The organism is Deltaproteobacteria bacterium, from assembly GCA_016709225.1.
GTDB lineage: Bacteria > Myxococcota_A > Polyangia > Nannocystales > Nannocystaceae > Xiheibacterium > Xiheibacterium phototrophicum.
On the sequence record JADJEE010000002.1, the window covers coordinates 1,441,151 to 1,465,815 of the forward strand.

At 70.7% G+C, this 24,665-nt stretch carries 17 protein-coding genes; 7 read left to right on the plus strand and 10 right to left on the minus strand.

The window, feature by feature from the left end; genetic code table 11:
• Window positions 1-92 precede the first annotated feature (92 nt).
• Window positions 93-596, minus strand: a complete 504-nt coding sequence (locus IPH07_20225; protein ID MBK6919733.1) for an MmcQ/YjbR family DNA-binding protein — start codon at window positions 594-596, stop codon at window positions 93-95.
• 162 nt (window positions 597-758) lie between these two features.
• Window positions 759-4,652 carry a CoA activase gene (locus IPH07_20230; protein MBK6919734.1) on the minus strand — a complete coding sequence of 1,298 codons (3,894 nt, stop codon included), beginning with the start codon at window positions 4,650-4,652 and terminating at the stop codon, window positions 759-761.
• Window positions 4,653-5,900: 1,248 nt separating this feature from the next.
• Here IPH07_20230 and IPH07_20235 point away from each other — a divergent pair.
• The 3 genes from IPH07_20235 to IPH07_20245 all read left to right on the plus strand — a co-directional run bounded on the left by IPH07_20235 (window position 5,901) and on the right by IPH07_20245 (window position 8,949).
• Entirely contained in the window at window positions 5,901-7,622 is a 1,722-nt protein-coding gene (locus IPH07_20235; protein ID MBK6919735.1) for a tetratricopeptide repeat protein, read from the plus strand.
• A gap of 71 nt (window positions 7,623-7,693) precedes the next feature.
• Window positions 7,694-8,044: a cupin domain-containing protein gene (locus IPH07_20240; GenBank protein ID MBK6919736.1), complete on the plus strand. Its 351-nt coding sequence runs from the start codon at window positions 7,694-7,696 to the stop codon at window positions 8,042-8,044.
• Window positions 8,041-8,949, plus strand: a complete 909-nt coding sequence (locus IPH07_20245; GenBank protein MBK6919737.1) for a DUF3667 domain-containing protein — start codon at window positions 8,041-8,043, stop codon at window positions 8,947-8,949. The genes IPH07_20240 and IPH07_20245 overlap by 4 nt, the downstream gene beginning before the upstream one ends.
• Window positions 8,950-8,956: 7 nt before the next feature.
• Here IPH07_20245 and IPH07_20250 read toward each other — a convergent pair whose 3' ends face one another.
• From IPH07_20250 to IPH07_20280, 7 genes are all read right to left on the minus strand, one after another.
• Window positions 8,957-10,291, minus strand: coding sequence for a DUF1552 domain-containing protein (locus IPH07_20250; GenBank protein MBK6919738.1), 1,335 nt, complete (start codon window positions 10,289-10,291; stop codon window positions 8,957-8,959).
• A 2-nt stretch (window positions 10,292-10,293) separates the two neighbouring features.
• Complete coding sequence (locus tag IPH07_20255; protein ID MBK6919739.1) at window positions 10,294-12,378, minus strand: DUF1592 domain-containing protein; 2,085 nt, start codon at window positions 12,376-12,378, stop codon at window positions 10,294-10,296.
• A 123-nt stretch (window positions 12,379-12,501) separates the two neighbouring features.
• Complete coding sequence (locus tag IPH07_20260) at window positions 12,502-13,740, minus strand: ABC transporter permease (protein ID MBK6919740.1); 1,239 nt, start codon at window positions 13,738-13,740, stop codon at window positions 12,502-12,504.
• On the minus strand, window positions 13,737-14,981 hold the full coding sequence (locus IPH07_20265) for an HlyD family efflux transporter periplasmic adaptor subunit (GenBank protein ID MBK6919741.1): 1,245 nt from the start codon (window positions 14,979-14,981) through the stop codon (window positions 13,737-13,739). Before IPH07_20265 ends, IPH07_20260 begins: the two co-directional genes overlap by 4 nt.
• On the minus strand, window positions 14,978-16,162 hold the full coding sequence (locus IPH07_20270; GenBank protein ID MBK6919742.1) for an HlyD family efflux transporter periplasmic adaptor subunit: 1,185 nt from the start codon (window positions 16,160-16,162) through the stop codon (window positions 14,978-14,980). Before IPH07_20270 ends, IPH07_20265 begins: the two co-directional genes overlap by 4 nt.
• Window positions 16,159-17,349, minus strand: coding sequence for an efflux RND transporter periplasmic adaptor subunit (locus IPH07_20275; GenBank protein ID MBK6919743.1), 1,191 nt, complete (start codon window positions 17,347-17,349; stop codon window positions 16,159-16,161). The genes IPH07_20270 and IPH07_20275 overlap by 4 nt, the downstream gene beginning before the upstream one ends.
• Complete coding sequence (locus IPH07_20280) at window positions 17,342-18,073, minus strand: ABC transporter ATP-binding protein (GenBank protein MBK6919744.1); 732 nt, start codon at window positions 18,071-18,073, stop codon at window positions 17,342-17,344. The genes IPH07_20275 and IPH07_20280 overlap by 8 nt, the downstream gene beginning before the upstream one ends.
• Window positions 18,074-18,324: 251 nt before the next feature.
• Between IPH07_20280 and IPH07_20285 the strand changes: the two genes are divergently transcribed.
• Window positions 18,325-18,873, plus strand: coding sequence for a sigma-70 family RNA polymerase sigma factor (locus IPH07_20285; protein ID MBK6919745.1), 549 nt, complete (start codon window positions 18,325-18,327; stop codon window positions 18,871-18,873).
• Window positions 18,870-20,399 carry a FecR domain-containing protein gene (locus IPH07_20290; protein ID MBK6919746.1) on the plus strand — a complete coding sequence of 510 codons (1,530 nt, stop codon included), beginning with the start codon at window positions 18,870-18,872 and terminating at the stop codon, window positions 20,397-20,399. Before IPH07_20285 ends, IPH07_20290 begins: the two co-directional genes overlap by 4 nt.
• A 25-nt stretch (window positions 20,400-20,424) precedes the next feature.
• On the opposite strand, the gene IPH07_20295 is transcribed toward IPH07_20290, so the two are convergent.
• Window positions 20,425-20,871, minus strand: coding sequence for an MmcQ/YjbR family DNA-binding protein (locus IPH07_20295; GenBank protein ID MBK6919747.1), 447 nt, complete (start codon window positions 20,869-20,871; stop codon window positions 20,425-20,427).
• A 156-nt stretch (window positions 20,872-21,027) separates the two neighbouring features.
• Here IPH07_20295 and IPH07_20300 point away from each other — a divergent pair, with 156 nt between their 5' ends.
• Window positions 21,028-22,806, plus strand: coding sequence for a DUF2330 domain-containing protein (locus tag IPH07_20300; GenBank protein ID MBK6919748.1), 1,779 nt, complete (start codon window positions 21,028-21,030; stop codon window positions 22,804-22,806).
• Between the two features lie 116 nt (window positions 22,807-22,922).
• Entirely contained in the window at window positions 22,923-24,551 is a 1,629-nt protein-coding gene (locus tag IPH07_20305) for a hypothetical protein (protein ID MBK6919749.1), read from the plus strand.
• Window positions 24,552-24,665 lie beyond the last annotated feature (114 nt).

Here is a 24,665-nt window from a genome sequence, read left to right on the forward strand (position 1 = left end):
CCGACGGCCGGCGCACCGGCGCCGCGGTGGGCTCCGGCGATCGTCGCCGACACCTTTGCCCTCGAGTTGCGATGCGGTGGCCTTGCCTGCGGTCACGCCGAACGACCGCGGACCTTGCGACCACGCGCGGGCTGCTTCTTCGTCACGGCCTTCGTCTTCGCCGCTTTCTTCTTCGCGACGGATTTCGTCTTCGCCGGCGGCTTGGTCACGGCGGCACTCCCATCGCGCGCGGCGAGCTGTGCGATCAGCCGCTTCGGCGCCTGCGCACGGTAGCTCTCGTCGATCCACGCCTCGAGCACGCTCGCGGGCGGGAGCACACCCTCCGGAAAGTTCGCGGTGACCCAACCGCTGCGACCGAGGCCATAGCCGGTCGGTTCGGTGTGCGGCAGCAGCAACGCCGCGGGCCCCGAGTGCGGCAGCTTGCACGAGATCCGCAGCGGCTCGCCCTCGAGGCTCAGGTACGCGAACGTCTTGTCGTTCACCGCGAGATCGAGGTGCCCAGGCCACGGGCTCTTGGTGTGGGCCCCGGGATACGCCAGGCCGAACGCACGCAGATGGAGCAGGACGGCATCGATGGTGGATCGACGTGCGGCCATGCCCAACCATGCCAGCTCGCGCGGCGAGCGGGCAGACGCACGATCCGTGCGCGACCGTGGTCGTGGATCGTGGTGACCCGCGAGAGCGATATCCGGGGCCGGCCGGAGCTCGGGGGGTCGTACGACGTCACCGAGCATCCGGCCGTTGGCGGCCGCGACGGCCTACTCGTCGTCGTGCTCGGCCGCCGGCGCGCTGGCGGGCGCGACCGCGGGCCGCGGGCCCGCGCTCGAGGCCACCGGCGCATCGGCGCCGCGATGGGCACCGGCGGTCTTCGCCAGGACCTTGGCCTGGGCCGCGTTGACCTGCTTGCCGTGGTGCAGCCGCGCGTAGCGCTCCTCGAGCGGACGCGAGAGCCCGGCCTCGGCCAGCAGCAGGTCGGGCTTCGCGGCCTGCTCGGCGCCGAGCCGCTGCTGCGCCGCCTCGAGCTTCGCGAGCAGCTCGGCCTGGTACTGCTGCAGGCGCTCGGCCACCGCCAGGCGCTTGCCCTTCTCGCGCCGCAGGTCCTCCTGGTAGCGCTTGAGGAAGTAGCCGATGGTCTCGACGCGGATCTTGATCGAGCCGGTGGGCTTGTTCTCGTCGATGTCCTTGAACGAGAAGTACGGCGTGCCCGAGGTCTCGACGATCTCTTCGATGACCGAGTAGATCGGCGCATCGTGGCCGCACTTGAAGCTCGACAGCTCGAGCGCCACCAGGTTGGGGTGACGCGCGGTGTACTTGGCGGCCCACACCTTCTGGTTGGTGTTCTCCGAGTAGCTGTTCTTCCACACGTCGTAGATGTCGAACGGCGTCTGGATGAAGCCGGCGTCGATGTCGGCCTGGAACAGCGGCCGCACGATGTCGTCGTCGATCGGCAGCGAGTGGATGGTGAAGATCGGATAGCCGAGCTTCTGCAGCTCGTCCGGGATCTCGTGGTTCATGCCCGGATCGTTGTGGTACGGGCGCGCCAGCAGCACGATGCCGATGCGGTCCTCGGCCTCGAGCTGCTTCAAGGTCTCGCGCGCCTGCGCGCGTAGCTCGACCACGAACTGCTCCTGCGCGAGGTAGCCCTGCTCGATCGCGCGGGCGTTCTCCTCCTCCGACAGGCCGAGCAGCTCGCCGAAGTAGCCGAACATCTCCTTCTTGCAGAGCTTGGGCTCGCGCATGTGCACGAACGGCACCACCAGCTCGATGCCGCGCTCCTTGAAGATGTCCTTCTCCTTGAGGAAGGCCGCCTTGGTGGTGTCGGCGGAGCCCACCACGGTCGGGCACGCACGCGCGCCGACGTTGTTGGTCAGCCACGTGTCCATCGAGTCGACCTGCGGGAACACGATGAGGTCGAGCGGCTTCTTCTTGTGCTTCACCTCGAGCAGGTTGTGCATGTGCGCGATGCACACCTTCGATGGGAAGCACGGATCGATCGCACCGCGCTTGGCGCCCTCCTTGTAGAGCTCCTCGGAGGTGAAGTCCGAGTACACCAGGTTCTTGGCGGGGATGCCGAGCGCCTCGAAGTAGGCCGAGAAGAAGGGGTTCTGCGAGTACTGGTTGAGCACGCGCGGGATGCCGATGCGCAGGCTCTTGCGGCGGCGGATCTTCTCGGCGCGCGCCTCGGTGGCAGCACGACGCTCGGCGACCACGCGGGCCAGCTCGAGCTTGTCCTTGGTCTTGGCGACCAGCTCGGCGACCTTGGGGCTGCGGTTCAGCTTCGTCAGCCAGCCATCGACCTTCGCCTGCATGCCGGCCAGCGCGGGCGGCAGCTCGACGGTCTCGGGCAGGCCGAGCCCGCGCAGCACGTGCTCGGGATCGTCGGCGACCAGCGGCGGCTTCACGGCGCGCCAGATGTCCTTGGCGGCCACCGCGGCGTAGTTCGGGAAGTCCTTCTTGGCCTGGTCGAGGCCGCTCTTGATCTTGCGCATCTTCTCGACGTCCTCGACCTCGCCCTTCTCACAGGTGGCGATGATGAGGCGCTTGGTCGCGATGTGCGTCGACTCGGTGTGCTTCTTGATCTGCACCAGCTGGCCCTGGGCCATGCGCTGCTCGGCCTCGGAGGTCGCGATCTCGAGGTCGACGTCGATGAAGGTGCGCAGGCACTTGTTCTTGCAGAAGTAGCAGCGGGTGCTCTCGTCGCGCTTCTGCGTGTAGCCGATGGTCGGGACCTTCTCGAGGCCGATCCACTCGGTCTGCTTGCCGAGCTCGAGATGCAGACGGCGGGCCTCCTTGGCCGCGCCGATGGCCCCCGACTCGCCGCAGTGCTTGTGCACGATGACGTCGGGCTTGGCGCCCTTCTGGCGGAACTGCTCCTCGATGAAGTCGACCTGCGACTTCACGGCCGCCATGTTGTGCTGGGTGCCGCCCTGCAGCACGAAGCGGGTGCCCAGCTTGGCGAGGTTGGGGATCTGCGACACGTACAGCCAGATGTTCTTCGGCAGCACGTTGGCGAGCCCGGCCATGATCTCCTCGGGCGACCAGCCTTGGCGCTGGAAGTCGACGATGTCGGACTGCATGAACACCGCGCAGCCGTAGCCGAACATCGGCATGCTCTCGGCCTTGAAGGCGATGTCGGCGTACTGCTTGACGTCGTAGCCGAAGCCGACCGCGGTGCCCTGCAGGAAGTAGCCGTTGCCGGCCGAGCACTGCGTGTTGAGCTTGAAGTCCTTCACCTTGCCGTTCTTCAAGATGATGATCTTGATGTCCTGGCCGCCGACGTCGCAGACCACGTCGACGTCGTCGTAGAAGTGAAGCGCGCTCTCGCAGTGCGCGACGGTCTCGACGATGGCAGCGTCGGCCCGCAGCACGTCCTTCAGGATGTCCTTGGCGTAGCCGGTGGTGCCGATGCCGAGGATCTCGAGCGTGGCGCCGGCGCCCTCGACCTGCGCCTGTAGGTCGGCGAACAGGTCCTTGGTGTCCTCGATGGGGTTACCCTTCGACAACTGGTAGACCTTCGCGAGCACGGTGCCCTCGGCGTCGAGCAGCACCGCCTTGCTCGAGGTCGAGCCACCGTCGATGCCCATGTACGCCTGCACGTGTTGGCCGGGCTGGAAGCTGGCGGGCACGAACTTGGGCGGCTTGTAGCGCTCGAGGAATGCGTCGAGCTCCGCGTCGCTGTTCGAGAGCCCGCGGCCGCCGGCCTTCTTCTTCTCTTCGGTGCGCCCGACCTCGATGTACCACTGCAGGCCCTCGGTGCCCTTGTAGCGGCCGACGTGCTCGTCCTCGTCCTTGCCGAACTCGGCCGCGCCGATGGCCGCATAGTACTGCGCGTTGTCGGGCACGATGATGAGCTCGGCGGGGTCCTTGCCGCCCTCGCCGTAGCCCTCGGGCAGCTCGACGTTGCGCTCGGCCCAGATCGGCGGGATGTTGGCCTTCCACGCCTCGACCATGCCCTTGATGTACGTGTTGGGTCCGCCCAGCAGCATCACGTGCGGCATCAGCGTGTGGCCGCGGGTCAGCACGGCGAGGTTCTGCTGGATGATCGACTCGAACAGCGAGGCCATCAGCTCGTCGGCCGGCACGCCCATCTTCTGCAGCGAGTTGATGTCGGTCTCGGCGAACACGCCGCACTTGCCGGCGACCGGGTGCAGCTTCTTGCCGGCATGACCGGCGTTGCAGAGCTCCTGCGGCGGCAGCTTGAGCTTGGCGTTGATCTTGTCGATGACCGCACCGGTCCCGCCGGCGCACTTGTCGTTCATCGACGGGATCTTCTTCTTGCGGCCGGAATCCTTGTCGGGCTTGAAGACGATGATCTTGGCGTCCTGACCACCGAGCTCGATGACCGAGTTGACCTCGGGGTGCAGCTTCTCGACGCACAGCGAGACCGCGTTGACCTCCTGCACGAACTTGGCACCGATGAAGCGGCCGACGTTGGTGCCGCCCGAGCCGGTCATGAACACGCGCGCGTTGTCGGGCGTGACGCCGGCATCGCGCTCGATGTCCTTCAGCATCTCGAAGGCCTTCTCGGGCTGCTTGCTGTCGTGGCGGCGGTAGTCCTTCCAGACGATCTCGTCGGTGACTGCGTCGATGACCACCGCCTTCACGGTGGTGGAGCCGAGGTCGAAGCCGATGCGGAAGCGTGCGGTCGTCATGGGGCGGTCCTGTCCGAGGGGGTCCTCGTCGGGTGACGCGAGTGTCACTGACACGCGTGTCTAGTCAAAGCGTTCGCATGCTTTTGGCACCTTTGGGGGTGCTGGGCAAGGAATTCGAGGCCTGCGGACAACGCGCGCAAGCCCCGGAGGCCGATCCGCGGGGGGCGGCCAAACAGAAGGCACAAGATGGCGGCAGGTGTGGGCGTCCGATCCCTCGGGTGTCCGAGGCGATGCGCTCCGCGACCATTCGTGACGACTTCGAGGCCGCCGCGGCCGAGCTCGAGTGCGCGGCACGGCATGCGCAGGCCGAGGTCGCGCGGCAGCTGTTCGGCAGCCCGTCGTCGGTGGCCCGCATCGACGATCGCTACCGACGGCTGGGACGCATCGGTGCGGGTGGGCAGGGCGCGGTGTGGCGGGCCTACGACGAGCAGCTCGCGCGCGAGGTCGCGATCAAGACCGTGCACCTGACGCGCGCCAGCCCACAGGCGCAGGCGTGGTTGCGTCGCGAGGCGCGGACCCTCGGGCGCCTCACCCACCCCGGTGTGGTCGCGGTCTACGACCTGGGCCTGTGTCCGGCGGCGCACTTCGGCGAGGACGGAGATCGCACGGTCCTCTATACGGTGATGGAGCTGGTCGACGGCGAGACCCTGGCCGACTGGCTCGCGCGCGCGACACGGAGCGTCGACGAGGTCCTCGGCGTGATGGCGCAGGTCGCCGATGCACTCGCCGCGGTGCACCGCGCGGGCCTGGTGCACTGCGACGTGAAGCCCGCCAACATCCTCGTCGCCGGCGCGCGGGTGAAGCTGGCCGACTTCGGACTCGCCCATGCAACCCGGGCGCTGGGTGAGGCGGTCGCGCTGCGATCCGAAGCCGGCGTCGACGCGACGACGCTCGAGAGTGACGTCGCGCGCACGAACGCGAGCCATCCGGCCGGCGGCACCCTGCGCTACGTCGCGCCCGAGCAGATGCTCGGCGAACGCATCGATGCTCGCGCCGACGAGTTCGCGTTCGCGGTGACGCTGTTCGAGGCGCTGTTCGGCCACGCGCCCCACGGCGGACAGTCGCCCGCGGCTTGGCTGCAGGCAAAGCGGGACCGGTGCACCGCGGCAGCCGAGCGCACGGCTGCCGCGCGCGGCGTATCGTGCACTGGCTCGCGGGCTCGCGGGCGATCCGGCGCAGCGCCACGGCGGTCCCCGTGTCGCCCTCGACGCGATCCTGCGCGGTCGTCGGAGCCGGCGTGGGCCGGCGATGGTGGCCGTCGCCGCGGTGCTCGGCCTCGGCGGGCTCGCGGGGCCCCGCGACGCCACCTGCCCCGCGCCCGAGCTGGCAGAGCTCGGCGAACCGCTGCAACGCGAGCTCGGCGCGGCCCTGCGTGACGCGGGCATGTCGTTCGTCGCCGAGCGTGCCGTCGACCGCATGCGCCACCACGACGCCGCCCTGCGCGACCTGCATCAGCTCGCCTGCGATGGTGGCTCCCTGCAGGCGTCGGCATGCGTGGCCGAGGTCGACGCGCAGACGCGAGCGATCGCCGACGTGCTCGCACACGGCGTCGGCGATCGCCGTCGCGTGCTCGCGGTGCTGTCGCGACTGTCCGATCCGCTCGCATGCGTCGACGGCGAGTACGCCTCGGAGGCCCCGGGGATCGCCCTCGACGACGCGCGGGCGTGGCGGGCCTGGGCCGAGCTGGTCGCCGCGCGTGCGCTCGACGATGCCGGCGATCCAGCGGCCGCGCTGGCCCGCATCGACGCGCTGCCGCAGGCCGGGATCGACGCGCTCGCACACGAGCTCGGCATCACGCGGGGCGGCCTGCTGCGCGAGATGGGCCGCTACGCCGAGGCGGGCGTCGCCTTCGACGCGGTCTTCCGCAGCGCCGAGGCGGCCGGCGACGACCTCGCGGCCGCCCGCGCCGCGGTCGGACTCGCATTCGTCCACGGCATCCACGGCGCCGACCTCGAGCATGGGCAACGATGGGTCCGTAGCGGCTACGCCCACGTCGCGCGCGGCGAGCTGCCAGCAACCGTCGTGGCCGACCTCGCCAACGCCGAGGGCGCGATGCTGTTCGTCGCCGGCCGCCACGTCGACGCGCGCGCGGTGATCACCGATGCGCTCGCGCAGGCCCGCGAGCTGCCGCCGGCGCGCACGCGGGCGCTGCGAGAGAACCGGGCCAGCCTCGCCGCGACCATGGGCGATCGCTCCGCGATCGACGAGTTTGCACGGCTGCTCGACGAGACCGTCGAGACCCTCGGCGAGACCCACCCCACCGCGTTGCGCACGCGCTCCAACCTCGCCACCGCGCAGCTCCGCTTCGGCGAGCACGCGGCCGCCCGCACGAACTTCGAGCAGGTGCTCGCGTTGCGCGATGGCGCCTTCGGATCCGAATCCGTCGAGAACGCACGGGTGCTGAGCCAGCTCGCCGACCTCGACGTCGCCGCGGGTGACGTGGTCGGCGGGCTCGCACGCCTGGCCGCCGCCAACGAGCTGCGCGCCCGGGTGCTGACGGTCGACCACCCGGAGCGCGCCAACGGGGTGCTGCAGCTGATCGAGATGCTGCTCGACAGCGGCGATCTCGAGGGTGCGCAGCGCATGCTCGCGATCCACCGCGACAACATCGCGGCCCACTTCGGCCTCGACGAGCCGATCGGACAGGATCTCGTCGAGCTGGTCGCACGCGTGGCCGAGGCCCGCGGGGACGTCCGGACCGCCGCAGCGGCGTACGCCGACGTGCTCGCGGGCCTCGTTGCGATCGGTCGCGATGATGCCGATCTGGCAGGCCTCGCGCTGGCGAGCGCGCGCACCCACCTCGCGGCCGGGCCGGCCGCTGGCGACCTCGCAGCCGCCGTGGCTGCGCTGGCGCTCGCGCGGCGCGGTCGCGACCGACTCGGCGACGACGAGCTCGTGGAGCTCGCAGCGCTCGAACGGCGGGCCGCGACGATCGACAGCTCGGGCGACCCGAACGCGCGCGGCTCCTGACGCAGCGCATCCCCGAGGGCCGCGGCCGCGCTTTGACCCTCGCGCGGCTTTGCCGGCATGCTTGCGGCGCGATGCCGCGGTTGGCCACAGGCAATCTGCTCGATACCCCCGACGCGCCGAACCACGGCGAGCGCTTCACGAGCTTGGCGGAGCTCGGTGGCGTGACGATCGAGTCCATCGTCAGCTCCGCGACCCCCGACGCCGGCGCGTACGATCAGCCCCACGACGAGTGGGTGGTGCTACTCGCGGGCAACGCGACGATCGAGGTCGAGGGCCGCGCGCACGTGCTGCGCGCGGGCGACTGGATCCTGCTGCCGGCCCACGCGCGCCACCGCGTACTCGCGACCTCGGCCGGCGCGCGATGGCTGGCGGTCCACGTCGGTGCAACCACGACGCCCCCGACGGGGTCGAAGCGCACGTGAGCGACGACGCGGTGAGCGACGACGCGGTGGGCGAGGCCGCTGCCCCGCCGACGTCGAGGGGCCGCTGCCACAACTGCGAGGCGCCACTGCATGGCCCTTTCTGCAGCGCGTGCGGCCAGCGCGACCGCGATCCCGGGCGACCGCTGTGGGCGATCATCCGCGAGTTCCTGGTCGAGACCTTCGTGCTCGACGGCCGCCTCGCGACCACGCTGCGGGCGTTGTTCACCCGGCCGGGCCTGCTGACCGCCGAGTTCCGCCACGGCCGGCGGGCCCGCTACACCTCACCGCTACGGCTGTACCTGGCGATGAGCGTGCTGGCGTTCTCGTCGATCGCGATCCGCGGTTGTGTCGATGCATCGAGCTTCGACGGCGACACCCCGATGCTCGTGCGCCCCGACGTGCAGGACGGTGAGATCGTGCCGGGCGCCGACGCCAACGCGCCGTCCGGTGACGGATGGGGCCCGCGACTGGGACGTCGCATCACCGGGCAGGCGCGGAGGTTCGCCCAGCTGACCCCGACCGAGCAGCGCAAGCGGGCATTCGAGGGCATGACCACCCACGTCCCGCGCATGCTGTTCCTGGCGGTGCCGATCTTCGCGCTGCTGGTCGAGCTCCTGCTCTGGCGTCGCGCGATCCGCCACACCTACGTCGACTGCCTGGTGTTCGGGCTGCACGTGCATGCGCTGTGGTTCGTGGTCGTCGCGCTCACGACCATCTTGCCCGATCGCATCGGCGATCTGCTGGTGCTGGCGACGATGATCCACACCACGCTCGCCCTGCGCCGCGCGTTCGAGCTGTCGTGGGCGGCGACGTGGTGGCGGGCGCTGCTGCTCGCCATCAGCTACGGCATCACGCTGGCGATCGCCGTGAGCGCGGCCTTCCTCATCACGATCGTCTCCGGCTGACGCTCGGCTAGACCAGCACGCCGTCGATGATGCCGGTGCCGTCGTCGCCGAACACCGCACCCCCGAGCCCGAAATTGCCCTGCACGCCGAAGCCCTGCAGCAGTGTGGCGTGCAGGTTGGCCAGCGGCGCCGGACCGTTGGCCGGGAACGCGATCTGGCGGCCGGTCGCCTGCACGATGCCGCCACCGCCGAAGATGTGCGGACAGTTCCGGGCGTGGTCGTGCGAGCTGCCCTCGCCCATGCTGCCGATCGCCAGCACCACGGTGTCGTCGAGCAGCGTGCCGCCCGACTCCCCGGGGGTGTCGCGCAGCAGCTGCAGCATCGCGCCCAGCTGCTGTGCGTGCCAGGTCTCGACCCGCTCGAGCCGGTCCTTGCCGGTCTGATCGCCGAAGTGCGACAGCGCGTGGTGGCCACCGGGTGCGTCGAGAAAGTCATGGGAGCGGCCGCTCAGGCCGAACTCGATCATGAAGCTGATGATGCGGCTCTGGTCGCACTGCAGCGCCAGGCGGATGAGCTGATGGAACGCCGCCACCCGCTCGGCGTACTGCAGGCCCCCGAGCGGTGGCTCGGGGTGGGCCTCGCAGCTGGCCGCCGCCGTGGTCAAGCTCTTCTCGAGCTCGCGCAGCGCGTCGAAGTAGCCCTCGAGCCGCACGCTGTCGTTGGCGCCGAGCCGCTGCTGCAGCGCGCGCGCGTCGTCGTCGACGAAGTCGAGCACCGACTTGTTCGACTTGCGGCGCAGCTCCGCGGCTGCGCCCTGCAGGCCGTCGACGCCGTTGCCGAACACGCGCTCGAACGCCGCCAGCGGATCGATGCCGAACCCCAGCGCCTCACCGGGCCCCGCCCACGAGATGCTCTGGGTGTACGCGCACGACGAGCCACCGACATCGCAGGGCCCGGGCTCACCTGCGCTCCACTGCAGCGACGAGAAGCGGGTGTCGGGCATCCGCTGCTGCACGATGATCTGATCGAGCGAGACGTTGTTGTGCAACACGCCGCCCGCGACATCGGGGATTGCGGTGCCGGTCATGATGGTTCCGGTGCCCATCGCGTGCGCGGCCCCGGGGCTCATCAGCGCCGCGGTGTTGGTGAGGTTCACCAGCGACAGCAGCTTGTCGGCGAACGGCTGCAGCGCGGCCGACTGCGCCGGGAACACCGGCGCGCCGGTGGCCATGCTCGGCACCCACCACTCGGGGCGGCGCCCGTTGGGGAAGTAGTAGACCAGCAGCCGTGGGATGGCCCCGCCAGCGGCGCTCGCCTGGGGCGTGAACAGCTCGAGCGTGGGCAGCGCGAGCATCGCCCCACCCGCGCCCAACAGCCATCGTCGTCGTGTGAACGCGCGCATGATCAGGACCCCCCTTCGAGCGCGGCCGGCGAGCGAAACGCCGGCGTGTGCACGATGGCATCGATGATGGTGGCAACGTCGTCGCCGCGCTCGGTCGCGACGCGGGCGAGCTCTTCGAGCGTGTCGCGATCGAATGTCTCGGGGGCGCGGCCGACCGCGTAGGTGAAGAGCTTCTGGGTGAGGCAGCCGACGAAGACGTCGCTCTCGACGTACAGATCTGCGAGCCCCGCAGCGCCCTCGAAGGTGCGCCCGTCGGGCAGCTCGCCGGCATTGTCGAGGTTCGGCTCGGTGCGCAGGGCCGCGACGCCGTCGTACTCCTCGAGACCGATGCCGAGCACGTCGAGCAGCGAGTGGCAGCTGGCGCAGCCGGGTTCGGAGCGGTGCATCTCGAGCTGCTCGCGCACCGAGGCGTCGTCGGCGAAGTGGATGGGGTTCACGACCAGGCCCGCGGGTGGCGGCGGCACCGGCGAGCACAACAGGCGATCCGACAGCCAACGGCCGCGACGGATCGGGCTCGAGTGCTCGGCGTCCGACTGCGCGGTCAGCCACGCACCCAGCGACAGCAGACCGCCGCGCTCGCCGGGCGCCACCGGCACACGCCGCATGTCGTTGGTGCCGGGTGACACCGCGCCGTAGTGCAGCGCCAGGCGGTCGTTGCGGTACGCGAAGTCGGGCTTGATCAGCATCGAGGCCGGCAGCGCGTTGAACAGGAAGTCACCGAAGAACAGCTTCGACTCCGCGGTCATCGCGGCCCGCAGGTTCTCGTCGAACTGCGGGTAGATCTCGGGGCTGGGGCTGGCGTTTTGCAGGTAGCGTGTCGAGAGCCACTGCTCCGCGAAGCCGTCCTGCAGCGCGATGGCGCGGTCGTCGGCCAGCATCCAAGCGACCGCCTCGCTCAGGCCCTCGTCGGTCGCGAGCTCGCCCTTGGCTGCGGCATCGAAGAGCCGGTCGTCGGGCATCGAGCTCCACAGGAAGTACGACAGCCGGCTGGCCAGCACGTAGTCGTCCAGCCAGCCGTCGCCGTCCTCGTCGTCGGTGGTGCGCATGCGGTAGAGGAACTTCGGCGAGAGCATCACCGCGCGCATCACCAGACGCAGCGCATCCTCAGGGCTCTCGCCGCCGGCGACGACCTCGTCGAACAGAGCCTCGAGCCCCTCGCCCTCGCCGGTCTGCAGCGGTCGACGCCAGGCTCGAAACGCGAAGTTGCGGATGATCTGGCCGTAGCAGCTGCGCGCGGTCGGCTCGACCGGCTCGCACACGTACACCCGCGAGCGACCAGGCCCGAACGCGGTCGCGATGCTGCGTGCGGTCAACGACGCCACGAACACGTTGTTGGTGACGTTGCCCGCCGGGTCGTTGATGAAGTTGGTCGGGATCACACGCAGGTGGTGGGCGCCGGCGGTCAGCGCGACCGGGAAGACGTGGTCGACCGGGATGGCCCCGCTGCCGCTCACGACGGTGCCCGCCACGACCACGCCGTCGAGCTCGATCGCGACCTCGGGCGTGGGCGCGGCGCCGACCAGGCTGATGCCCGCGGTCAGCACGAGCTCCGAATCGCCGCCCGCTTCGACGTCGAGCGTGACGTCGACGGCCGCACCCGACAGCGCCCACAGGGCCCCGATCGCGTAGCCGCCCTGCACGCCGAGGGTCTCCATCGCGAAGCGCTCGCGGTAGATCGGGCGCTCGTCGACGCCGTCGGCGATCGCGTCGCGGGCCGCCGAGGCATAGCCGTCGAGCAGGGTCGACGAGATCGACAGCTGCGCGGCCATGTTGTCGAACCCGTTGGCCTCGGGGTCGGGCCCGAACGCGTCGGCGGGGCGGGTCGTGGTGCCCAGCAGGTCGCGGACCGTGTTGTTGTACTCGAGGCGGTTGAGCCGATGCAGCGGCTGCAGCGGCTGCTCGATCGCCGCCGGCCCGCCACCGTCATCGCTGCCGCCAGCGCCGCTCGAGCCCGAGCCATCGCTCCCGCCCAGCGTGTCGCCGTCGCCACGACCTTGGCCAGCCAAGCCCTGGTAGCAACCGCCGACCAACGCCAGCGTCGTCGTCGCCAACCAACGCACCCGCACGCCCTTGCGATTGAGCCCCATCCCACCGCCAGGATAGGCGGTGGTCGGCGCGCGCGTCCGGCGGGCGCCTACCGCATTCGCTGTAGCGCGGCGCGATCGATCCCGGTGCGCGCGGATCCGGCGGCTGTCAATTCCAACACGCGATCACTCGTGGCGCAGCGCCTCGATGGGCTGCAATCGCGCCGCGCGTAGGGCCGGATACAGGCCCGACACCAGGCCCACCGCGAGCGAAACCCCGGTCGAGAGCACGATGGTCGACGCCGTGACCACCGTCGGCCAGTCGGCCCACGCCGCGACCACGTCGGCGATGCCGATGCCCAGGCCCACGCCGGCTGCGCCCCCGAGTAGCGACAGCGAGAACGCCGTGAGTAGGAACTGCAGCCCGATGTCGCGACGGCGCGCCCCGACCGCGCGACGGATACCGATCGCGCGGGTCTGCTCCAACACCGAGGCCAGCATGATGTTCATGATGCCGATGCCACCGACCAGCAGCGAGATGCCGGCGATGCAGCCCATCACGAGATCGAACAGGCGCTGGGTCTCGCGGCTCTGCTCGAGCAGCTGCTGCGGCACCACCACCTCGAAATCGTCGGCGCCGCCGTGCAGGCGCTCGACCAGACCGGCCACCACCGCCGCCACTGCGAGCGGATCGGCATCGGGCAGCGTGCGCACCGTGATCTCCGCCAGCGGATCCTCGAGGGGGTCGTGGTCGAACTTGCGCTGCGCGGTCGACAGCGGCACGAGGATCTCGCGCGCCCGCGAGGCCACCGCGACGCCCTCGATGCGCTCGTCGTCGTCGCCCTCGGGCGCGAGCACACCGACCACCTCGAGCCACACGTCGTTGACCTTGACCGCCTGCCCGAGCGCCTCGGCCGCGCCGAACAGCTCGCGCCGGGTCGCCGATCCGAGCAGGCACACCTGCGCGTGGGTGCGTTCGTCGATCGCGTCGAGCATTCGCCCCTGCGCCAGCGTCAACGCCGTGAGGTGGGCGTGGGCCGGGGTCACGCCGTAGACCTTGGCCTCGGTCTTCCCCGTGTGCGAGAGGATCTTGTAGGCGTCGATCTCGACCCGCGGCGCCGCGAGATCGATCTGCGGCACCGCCTCCTCGATGGCATCGACGTCGCGCAGCGAGAGCCCGGTCGACTTCTTGCGGATCTCGACCAGCTCGTCCTTCTCCAACGACTTGGCGCGCACCAACACATTGCGCACGCCCATGCGCTCGATGAGGCCCAGTGCACGTCGCTGAGCACCGGCGCCGATCGACAGCATCGCGATCACGGCACCGACGCCGAACATCATGCCGAGCATGGTCAGCGCCGAGCGCAGCTTGTGGCCGCTCAAGGTCTCGAGCGAGGCCGCGAGCGCATCGGTCATGCGCATCATCGCGAACCCTCCTGCGCCGCGCCGCGGGCGGCCGCGGCGGCGTTGCTCTGCTCGGGGTCGCGCAAGGCGACCTCGTCGCCGGGCTCGAGCCCGGCTTCGAGCACGACCCGGCCCGGGCTGGCCTGGCCCAGCGCGACCTCGACCTGCAGGAACTCGTCGCCGCGACGGCGGAACACCACGTGTCGGCCGTCGCGCTCGAAGACCGCCTGCCGCGGCACCACGATCGCGTCGGCCTGCTCGACGAAGATGGTGGCGTGCACGCGCTGGCCCACGCGCATGACCGCGAGGTCGGGCTCGGCCACCGCCAGCTCCACGCCGAAGTAGTGCACCGGCACCTCGGGGTTGCGCGGCTGCGCGAGGGTGTCGATGTGCTTCACCTTCGCTTCGAAGGCGCGCTCGGGGTGCGCGTCGACCACAAGCTCGGCGCCGAGCTGCTCGACGACGTTGCCGGCATCGGCCTCGAGCACGAACACGTCGGCTTGCATGGCGGCGACGAGCGGCAGCTCGGCGAGCTTCTGTCCGCCCCACACGGTATCGCCGACACGCACAGTCTCGCCGCGCCAGCCCCGTTCGAGCACGACCACGCCGTCGTGGGGCGCGGTGACCTCGAGGCGTGCGAGCCGCTCCTGCGCGTGTTCGACCTCGCGGCCGTGTTGCTCGCGAGCGATCTCGTGCAGCGCCCGCTGCCGCGCACTGACCTTGCGCTCGACCCCCTGCACGCGCGCGGCGTGGCCGGCCTTGGCCTGCGCGAGCTCGAGGTCGATGCTGTCCTCGGCCACGTCGATGCGCGAGAAGATGGTCGTGTCGGTGGTTTGGAAGGTCTTGGCGACCTCTGCCTCGCGCTTGGCGACCGTCGCGGCACGCTCGCGCTTGCTCTGGGTGGCCTTGCCCTGCACGCCGACCTTGCCGATCTGCCGCTCGGCAGTCGCGAGGTCGTCGCGGCTGTCGGCCAGCATGCGGCGGGCGTCGGAGGCATCGAAGCGCACCACCACGTCGCCCTTCTTCACGTGCGCGCCGTCGTCGACGATCCACGCGATCTTCAGCGGGCCGTCGGCGTCTGCGGGCGCGGCCACCTGCGTGGCCTCGACCGGTCGCAGCACGCCGTCGGCGCGGACCTTGCGGACGAAGCTCTGGCGCGGCTCGACCACCACGGTCGGGACCTGCTCGACGACCGCAGCTTCGAGTCGCCCGCACGCGACCAACGCGAGCAGCCACGGCGATGCGATGCGGACCGCGATCACGGCGGCTCCCCGGGCTCGGCGAGCAGGTGGTCGCCCTCGTCGAGACCGCGCTCGACCACCACGCGCTCGCGGCTGCGTGCGCCGAGCTCGACGTCGACGCGAACGTCACCCGTCGCGGTGCTGCGCACGACGTGGGCGCCGTCGGCATCGATGGTCACTGCCGACAGCGGCACCAGTAGTGCCTCGTCCACGCGCTGGATCTCGATGTCGCCGCGGAAGCGCATGCCTGGCCGCAGGCGCAGGCCCTCGGCGTCCGACAGCGCAATCTCGACGCGTGCGACCTTGAGCGGACTCTGCGGTGAGGCCACGCCGACTACGTGGGAGATCTCGGCGATGGTGCCCGCGATCTCGGCGTCGCTGCTGGCGTCGAGGCGCAGCGCGACGGCCTGGCCGAGCGCGACCCGGCCGAGGTCGACCTCGTCGATCTCACCGTCGCCGGTCATCTTCGCCAGCGAGACCACCTGGATCACCGTCTCGGCCCGCCATGCGTTGTCGCCCGGCTTCTTCTTGTGACCCTCCCAGTCGGTCTGGTGGATCACCGTGCCGCGTCGGCGCGCGCGCACGGCCATGCCCTCGATCGCGGCGCGGATCTGCTGCACGCGCCCCTCGGCGCGGTCCCGCTTGCCGCGCCACGCCTCGATCTCCGCGGCGTCGCGGCGCGCCGCTGCGGCGGCCTTCTTGCCCAGGTACTCGACGTTGTTCCGCGCCAGCACGAGATCGAGACGGGCCTTCTCCAGCTCGATGACGGCGGTGATCCCCGGCGGCGCGTCGGCCTTCACCTTGGCCTTGCGCAGCGCGGCCTCGGCCTCGGCGATCGCGAGCTGCTCGTCGTGGCGAGCGACCCGCGACGACGATTGCTTCAGCTCGAGCTGTGTCGCGGCCGAGTCACGCTCTGCGATCTTCTCCTCCAGCTTTCGCTCGAGCTCGCTGGCGTCGAACGCAAGCACGGGCGCGCCCTCGGCGACCTCCTCGCCCTCGGGCGCCATCATCTGGATCTGGAAGTTCCACATCTCCGGCACCGGCGGCGGGCCCAGGTGATCGGAGTCGACCGCCCGCAGCGTCCCTGCGACATCGACGGTCACCACCAAGGTGCCGCGCTCGACCACCACCGTGCTCGACTCCGCCGACGCCGGCGCGCACGCCAGCGCGGCGGCGCACGCCAAGCACGCGCGTCGCATCATCGGCCACCCTCCGTGACGCGCAGGCGATCGCCGGCGCGCACGCCTTCGAGGACCTCGCAACGCTGCGCATCGCAGGCCCCGAGCTGCAGCCCGACCACACTGCCGTCGTCGCGTTGCGCGGTGACGGGCCACCTCGCAGCGTCGAGTGCGCCCCGCGGCACCACGACCACGTCGTCGTGCGTGGGCCCGATGATCTCCGCCCGCACCGACAAGCCCGGTCGCAGCTCGCTCACGGCGGCGACGGGCTCGAGCGTGATGACGACGTCGAAGTGGCGACGCGTCGAGTCGCGCGCGACCGTCTGCGCGACCTCGGACACCGACACGACATGGCCCACCAGCAGCGTCGACGGATAGGCATCGACGGTGCAGCGCGCCGTCATCCCGGGCATGACGCGTCCATCGTCGACGTCGTCGAGACGCGCCTTGACGACCAGCTGCGAGAGATCCGGCAGCCGCACGACCTCCATCCCTGGCCACACGTTGTCGCCGACCTGCAGCTTGCGCCCCTCCCACGGGTGCCGACCCACCAGCACGATGCCGTCGCGGGAGGCGTGCAGCTCGAGCGACTCCAGCTGCGCCCGTGCGGCCTCGAGCTTGCGTTCGGCCTTGCTGAGCGCGAGCAGCTTCACCTCGGCCTCGAGCGCGCCGGCCTTCGAGGTGACACGCAGCTCATTGGCGGCGTCGACGGTGGCCGCCCTCGTACGCGCGACCGCCAGCGCATACTTCTCGAACTCGCGCCGCGACAGCAGCTCGGCCGGGGTCGTGCCGTCGACCTCGGCCTTCTCGAACTCGGTGTCGCTCTTGGCCGCGGCGAAGGCCTTGTCGAAGCGCTCGACGTCGGTCTTGGCGTCGTGCTCGAGGATCGCGCTGCCGGCCTCGACGACCGCGAGCTCGAGCTCGCGGATGCGGTTGGCGACCGCGACGTTGTCGAAGCCGACCACGCGATCGCCCTCGTGCACCACCGCGCCGTCCTCGGCCAGCCAACGGATGGACAGCTGCCAGTCTTCGGTGGTGGGCCCCGAGAGCGACTCGGAGCTCGCGGCATCGATCTCGCCGGTGATCCACAGGCCGGTCGCGATCGACCCCCGCTCGACCACCACGATCGGATGCGCATCGGGTTCTGCGCCGTCGGCGGCCGTACACGCCGCGAGCATCGAGGCCAGTACGATCGCGCGACGCTCAGGCATCGCCACCTCCGTCGAGGCCCTCGCGTGCGACCTCGACGCCACGGCCGTCGGCGACGATCTTGCCGTCGGCGAGTCGGATCGCGCGAGGGCAGCGCGCGGCGATGGTGGGCTCGTGCGTGACGATCGCGAGCGTGTGACCGCGGCCGTGCAGGGCGTCGAACAGCTCCATGATGGCGCGCTCGGTGCTGCTGTCGAGGTTGCCGGTGGGCTCGTCGGCCAGCAGCAGCGACGGTTCGCCCACCAGCGCACGGGCGATCGCCACGCGTTGCCGCTGCCCGCCCGACAGCTCGTGCGGCCGGTGACGCATGCGGTCGGCGAGCCCGACCTGCGCGAGCGCCTCGGCGGCGTCGCGTCGACGACGGCGCCTGGCGACCCCGCGGTACACCAGCGGTAGCTCGACGTTCTGCAGCGCGGTCGCCTGCGGCAGCAGCTGAAAGCTCTGGAACACGAAGCCGATGTGGCGATTGCGGATCCGCGACAGCGCGTCGTCACTGGCCGCGCGGGTGTCCTCGCCGGCGATGCGCACGCGCCCCGCGCTGGGGCGCTCCATGCAGCCGAGCAGGTTCATCAGCGTCGACTTGCCCGAGCCCGAACGACCGACGAAAGCGACGTACTCGCCGGGCGCGATCGTGAAGGACACGCCGTCGAGCGCAGCGATCGTGTCGCTACCCATGCGGTAGTGCCGGGTCGCATCCTCGACCTCGACGATCGCAGCTTGCGTCATGGACCTCGCGCCTTCGTCCCCGTGCCGGCGCGATTGTCCACCCGGACCGGCGTCCGTCACAATGGCGCCGCGCGCGGGTGGACGCGGCCGCCTGCGGGTGCACGAAGGTCGCAGGCGATCGGTTCCCGCCGGGTCGACGATCCTCCGGCCGCCGTCATGGTCGGCCGCCCACCGTTCCGGCGGCCCTGCGCCGTCGCGTGTGACGGCCTGTCACAATCCCTCGCGCGGCGGTGTTCCATCGCCCAACCGCGATGGACCCTCGGTCCCCTCCCCCTGACCCGATCTCGCTGCCCGCGGGCTTCCGGGCCTGCTTCGTGCGGCATTACCCGGCCGTGCTGCGCCTGTCGACACAGCTGATGCGCGAGCTCGGTGAGGCGCAGGACCTCGCGCAGGAGGTCTTCGTCAGCCTGTCGCGGCAGACCCTCGAGCTCGACGACGCAGCGGTCCGGGCGTGGCTGCTGCGGGTGACGCTCAATCGCGGGCTCAACGCGCTGCGTGCCCACCGTCGTCGCGTCGAGCGTGAGCGACATGCGCCCGAGATCAACGGCATCGACGACGCGGAGTCGTTGCTCGAGCGCCGTCGCGCCCGCGACCGGGTACGCACCACGCTCGCGGCCCTCGACCCGCGGGCCGCCAAGCTGCTGATGCTGCGCCAGCTCGGCATGAGCTACGCGGAGCTCGCAGCGATCGTCGATGTCGCGCCGAGCTCGGTCGGGACGCTGCTGCTGCGGGCGCAGCGGGCGTTCGCAGCGATCTACGACCAACGCTTCGGCACCACGCGCGCGGAGGGTGAACCATGAACGATGACGACGCGGGGCGGCTGCGCGCCTACCTGGACCACGAGCTCGACACCGGTGCGCGGGCGCAGCTCGAGCGCGAGCTCGCGTGCTCTGCCCAGCTGCGCGCCGAGCTGGCGGCGATCGAGGCCCTGGACCGAGAGCTGAGTCTGCGGCTGCACCTCGATGCGCCCGCGCCTGATCTGCACGCTGCATGGCGGGCAGTCGCACGACGCCATCCCACCGAGCCAGAGCGCCGCTGGCCGCGTTGGGCGGCAATGGCCGCGGCCGCCGTGATGGCGCTGGGCGTCGGCGCGATGGCCACCGGTGGCCATGCGCAGTCGGGGCGTCGGACCACGGATGCGCGCGAGAGCATCGAAATCGGGGACCACGCCACGGCCGTCGCGGAGGCCGGCAGTGCGATCGCGTGGGACATCGACGACGACGGCGACGTGCGTGTCCGACAATCCGCGGGTGCGGTGTTCTATCGGGTCGACCGCGGCGATGCGTTCGTCGTCGAGACGCCCGCCGGCCACGTGAGCGTGGCGGGCACCTGTTTCACCGTGGAGGTCCTCCCCTTGTCGAGCAAGCTGAAACATCTGGGTAGCGCCGGCGCCGGCGCGATCGTCTCCGCTGGCGTGTTCCTGAGCGTTCAGGAGGGCCAGGTCGTGCTCGCCAACGATCGCGGCTCGATCGAGCTCGCCGCCGGCGAGTCGGCGCATGCGTGGGGCGACCGCGCACCGCTGCTCGACGACGAGGCCAGCGATGGGTCGGGCGGTGCCATCGCGCAGAACACCGCCTCGACCCACGGCCCCAACGCGAGCCCCTACGCGTCGCTCGTGCGCGAGAACGCGGAGCAGCGCCGAGCACTGCGCGCGCTCGAGGAAGAGCTCGATGCGGTGCGGGACTCCGCGGGTGGCGGCGAGGCCAGCGTCGACGAGCAAGGTGGCCCCGAGGCTCGTCGCGCCGCCGCCAAGGACTGCGCCGAGCAGGGCAGCTGCGCGCCTCACCTCTGGACCGATCCATCGCACGACGATCTGGTGGAGCTGGCGCGCTGTGGACGTCTGTTGTTCGACACGCCCGAGTTCGTGTTCTCGGACCATACCTTGCCCGACGGCGCCATGATCGAAGCCGCCGGCCTCTCGGAGGGCGACGCAGCGCGCTTCTCCGCCGCCGCGAGCGGCCTGCGTGACGATGTCGCGCGACGACTGCGGGGCTTGGTCGCCGAACTCGAGCTCCCTCCCGAGCTGGTCGATCGGCTGTCCCTGCCGCAGCTCTACGCGGTGCTCGACGCGGTGGTCGATGAAGGTCTACGCGCCGACGTGCGACGGCGCGTGGCCGCCGAGCGTGCCGGCCTCGCGACCGCGCCGACCGAGCAGAGCGCGGGCGAGCGCGTGCTACGACTGCAGTTCGAGCTCGGTACCGAGTTCGAGTCACGGCTCGCCGCCGAGCTCGGTGCCGAGGCGGCGCACGAGATCCGCGGCGCCAATCAAGGTTGGCCCAACAAGACCAGCCTCGGCGGAGGCGACTGCGCCGACGCGGCGCCCTGAAGCGGCCCGCGCCCACGTGCCAGAGCTACCGCGGGCGCGTCGCGGATTTCGTCCGGCGCGGCGGGGTCGTCCGAGCGCTGGCCTGCGAGGATGGACGAGCCGCGCGCGAGGATGCGGCGGACGACGACGCGCCCCGTGACGCACGCGTCGGTGCCACCAGTGCGAACGCCTCGCGCACGAGCGCCTCGACCGCGCGCCAGTCGGGCGAGTCGTCGAGCACGGCGGCGACCCAGCCGCGATGACCGACGTACGGCGGCCGGAAGTAGCGCGCGGGCTCGGCCGCGACCAGGGCCTCCTGCTGATCCATCGTGGCGGCGAGCCACACCGAGATGTGCGGCGCACCGTGGTGGTGATCGTCGAACATCGCGAACACCTTGCCCTTGGGTCCGCGAAACCACGTCGGCTCGCCGTGGGAGAGCTTCTCCAGCGCGCCCGGTTGCGCGAGACAGATCGCGCGGAGCTTCGCGAGCACGTGCTCGCGCGTGGTGGGGGCAGCCCGCTGGATCGACGCCGAACGCTGGGTCACGACCCGTCGAGCCTACGCCCCGGCCACTGCCCGTCGCCCTCGGGGATCCACCCTGCCAGGATTGTGTTGATCTTTACTAGCAATGTGAGGTATTGGTTCAAAATGCGACTTCTTGGTACCGCGTCGGTGTTGGCTAGTTCGCTGGCTGTGCTGTTCTCCGGCACCGAGGCCGAGGCCTGCGGCGGCACCTTCTGCGACGCGGGGCCCAACCTCGACGTCGTCGATCAGGCCGCCGAGACCGTGGTGTTCGTGCGCGACGGCGCCTACGTCGAGGCGCACATCCAGATCGCGATCGACCCCAACACCGACGCGCAGAAGTTCGCGTGGCTACTGCCGATGCCCGCGGTGCCGGAGTTCCAGGTCGGCTCGCAGCCGCTGTTCGACGCGCTGCTCTCCAACACCACGCCGCTGTTCGGCACCAACGGGCCCTACTGCGGTGCAGGCGACGAAGGCGGGGGGTTCATCCAAGACCCCGACGGAAGCGGCGCCAGCGTCGATCCCGAGGTCCAGACCACCAGCGTCGGCGCGTTCGAGGTGACGGTGCTGCAAGGCGGCACGGTCGATGGCGTGATGACGTGGCTCGGCGACAACGGCTACGAACAGGACCCCGCAGCCGCGCCCATCCTCGACAGCTACCTCGCCGATGGTCACGTGCTGGTCGCGTTCCGCTTGCTGCCGTCCGCGGACGTGGGCGAGGTGCATCCGATCGTGCTGCGCTACCTCGGCGACGAGCCGTGCGTGCCGCTGCGCCTGACCGCGATCGCGGCGAAGGACGACATGGCCGTGCGGGTGTTCATGCTCGGCGACGAGCGCTGGGCGCCGCTCAACTATCAGCACGTCGTGCCCAACCCGCTGCGCTTCCGCTGGTCCTACAGCGGGCCCGAGTACGCCGACGTCATCACCCAGGCGGTCGATGCCGCCGAGGGCGGACATGGCTTCGTCACCGAGTATGCCGGCGACTCGGCCCTCATCGACGACTCGGCCCTGTGGGCCGCAACCTGGGACGCCGATGCGTTCGTCGCGGCGGCCGCGATCGACGTCGTCCACCTGCTCAACGATCAGCAGCTGGCCAACTGCACCCGCAACGGACCTTGCTTCGTCGGCCACCCGGTGGTGGTGGGCATGCTGCGCAAGTACCTGCCGGCGCCAGCGGACGTGGCCGAGAACGACTTCTACCGCTGCCTGTCGTGTTACGCCGACCAGACCGACTTCCCGCTGTGGGACGGCCCTGCGTTCGCCAACGAGATGCGCGACCGCGTCATCGCGCCCGGCCTGCACGCCAAGGATCTGCTCGGCGCGTGGCCCTACCTCACGCGCATGTTCACGACCATCTCACCCCACGAGATGACGCTCGATCCGACCTTTCAGCCCGCGCCCGATCTGCGGGAGGTCGGCAACGTCTCGGTGGCGACCGTCGAGTGCGTCGAGTGCGACGCGGACCTGGACGCGATCGCGACCCTGGCCGACGGTCGCCAGGTCTACCTCGATGACGGGACGTGGCCCGCCTTCGACGCCGGCATGCCGTACGCGGAGCGCATCGAGGACATCCCGCCCAAGGGCGCGCCGATCGTGGTGGTCGACAATCGCCCGCTCATCGATGACGCGCTCGACGCGTGGAACGACGCGCACGAGTGCATGCCGCCGGACGGCACCGCCGACACCGGCACCGGCGGTCCCGGTGGACCGGGCGGGACGGGTGGCTCGGGCATCCCGGGCGACGATGGCGGCACCAGCGGTGGCACGCAGGGCAGCGACGGCACCGCCGAGAACGCGGACACGCTCGGGCGCGGTTGCTCGTGCGACGCGGGGGCACCGCTCGACCCCCGCGGCGGCTTCGCGGCGTTGATGCTGCTCGCGCTGCGGCGTCGTCGTCGCGCGTGACTGCGGCGAGATCGCTCCGACCGAACCGAGGGCAGCTGATCCTGCAGTTCGACGCAGGCCCTGGCGATTTTCGCCCGCGAGTGATCGAACCGCGGCGTCGGGCATCTACCGCGTCGATGCAACTGCGTGGACGTCGTGGCCCCCTCGTGTCGTTGCTGCTCGGGCTCTGCGTTGCGTGCGGCGGTGATGACGCGGGTGCCGGTGGTTCGGAGTCGTCATCGAGCACGAGTGGTGGTCCGTCGGCGACGACCGGGCCGCTGACGACGACCAGCACCGGTGCGGACGCCTCGAGCGACGAAGGCACGCAGACCGATCCGGACGGCTCGACGGGCGCGCCGGTCGACGACCCAGGCGTGGCGCCGAGCTGTGCCGCGTGCTCCCTCTCGTTGCCTTCGACCATCGGCGTACCGAAATCGCAGCTGCTCAACCCGGGCCGCAGCGCGGGCGAGACCGGGGATGGTCGGATCATCGCCGCCACGCATGACTACGACCAGGCGGTGTTTGCCGGGGTGCTCGACCCCGACGCGGGTACATGGACCTCGTCGATCGAGCTGCGCGATCCCGGCCCGTGGAACGAAGAGCAGTACACCGAGCTGCGCGTCGTCGCGACCGAGGACGGCGCCGTCGTGCTCGAGCATGCGAACGGCGATCTCTTTGCGCATCGTCTCGCTGGCGAGGTGTGGACGCACGTCGAGCTGACCGACATCCCCGGGTTTCGCTACATCGCCGATCACGAGCTGCTCGCCGACGGCCGCATTGCGGTCCTCGTGCGCTCGAACGCTGCGTGGGATCAGCCCGAGCAACTCACGCTCGCGTACTTCGACGTCGCGACCGAGCTGTGGGAGGTCGATCCCTTCGAGCTCGTCGCGAGCCCCGTCGGTTCAGCCGACGCCGCCGAGCTGATCGTCGACTCGGGCGACGGCGACATCTACGTCGGGTACGTCACCGGACCGGCGACAGGCGTCTATCCGCGCAGCGGCGCGGTGAAGCGGCACGATGCCGCGACCGGCGAATGGACGAACCTGTGGGGCTACGAGGGCTACATCTTCTGGATCTCGATGCGCGAGCTCGAGCCCGCCGAGGTGGTGTTTTCGCCGGTGACCACCACGGACATTCCCGAGCAGACCTACTTCATCGCAGCCGACGGCACGCTCGGCCCCGCGATCGAAATGCCGTACCCACAGGACTACGCGGGCGGCACGATGCGACGCGTGTACTTCGGCAACGAGAGCGAAGGAGGCGCGGCGGCCGACACCCTCAACTATCACACGTACACGCGCGAGGACGTCGTCGGCGAGACCGATGTCCTCGATGTGTATGGCTCGACTGCGGCCGTCGACGCATGGAGCGCGAGGACACTCGCAATCGGCGGACGCGGCTACGCGTTGTGGTCGACTGCCGGAGGTCCACCGTCGTTGCGCGTCGCGACGCACGACGACGAGCACGGCTGGACCGACTCGATCATCCTCGGCACGCCGAACGCTCCGATCGGTCCCACGCAGCTGGCCGCGCACCCCAACGGCGACGCGTTCGCGGCGTGGTCACCCACGTGCAACGATGGGCCGTGCGGCGCAAGTGACCCGACGGTCGTCGCGGCCTACACGGCTGCCGACCATTGCTGGCACACGGGTACGGAGGTCGACGGCGGCGCCGATGCCTACGGCTACGGGTTCGCAGCGCTCGCGGGCTTCGTCGTCACGACCGTCGGCAACGGCTATCAAGCGCGCACGCTCGTCTGCGGCTAACGCGGCCATCACTCGCGTCGACACCGGGGTCTGGTTCCGATCGCGAGACCTCGCAGCATGCCGAAGTCGGCTCGCGCCTGTGCACCACGGGCAGCGGCGGCTCGCCGGGGCGCG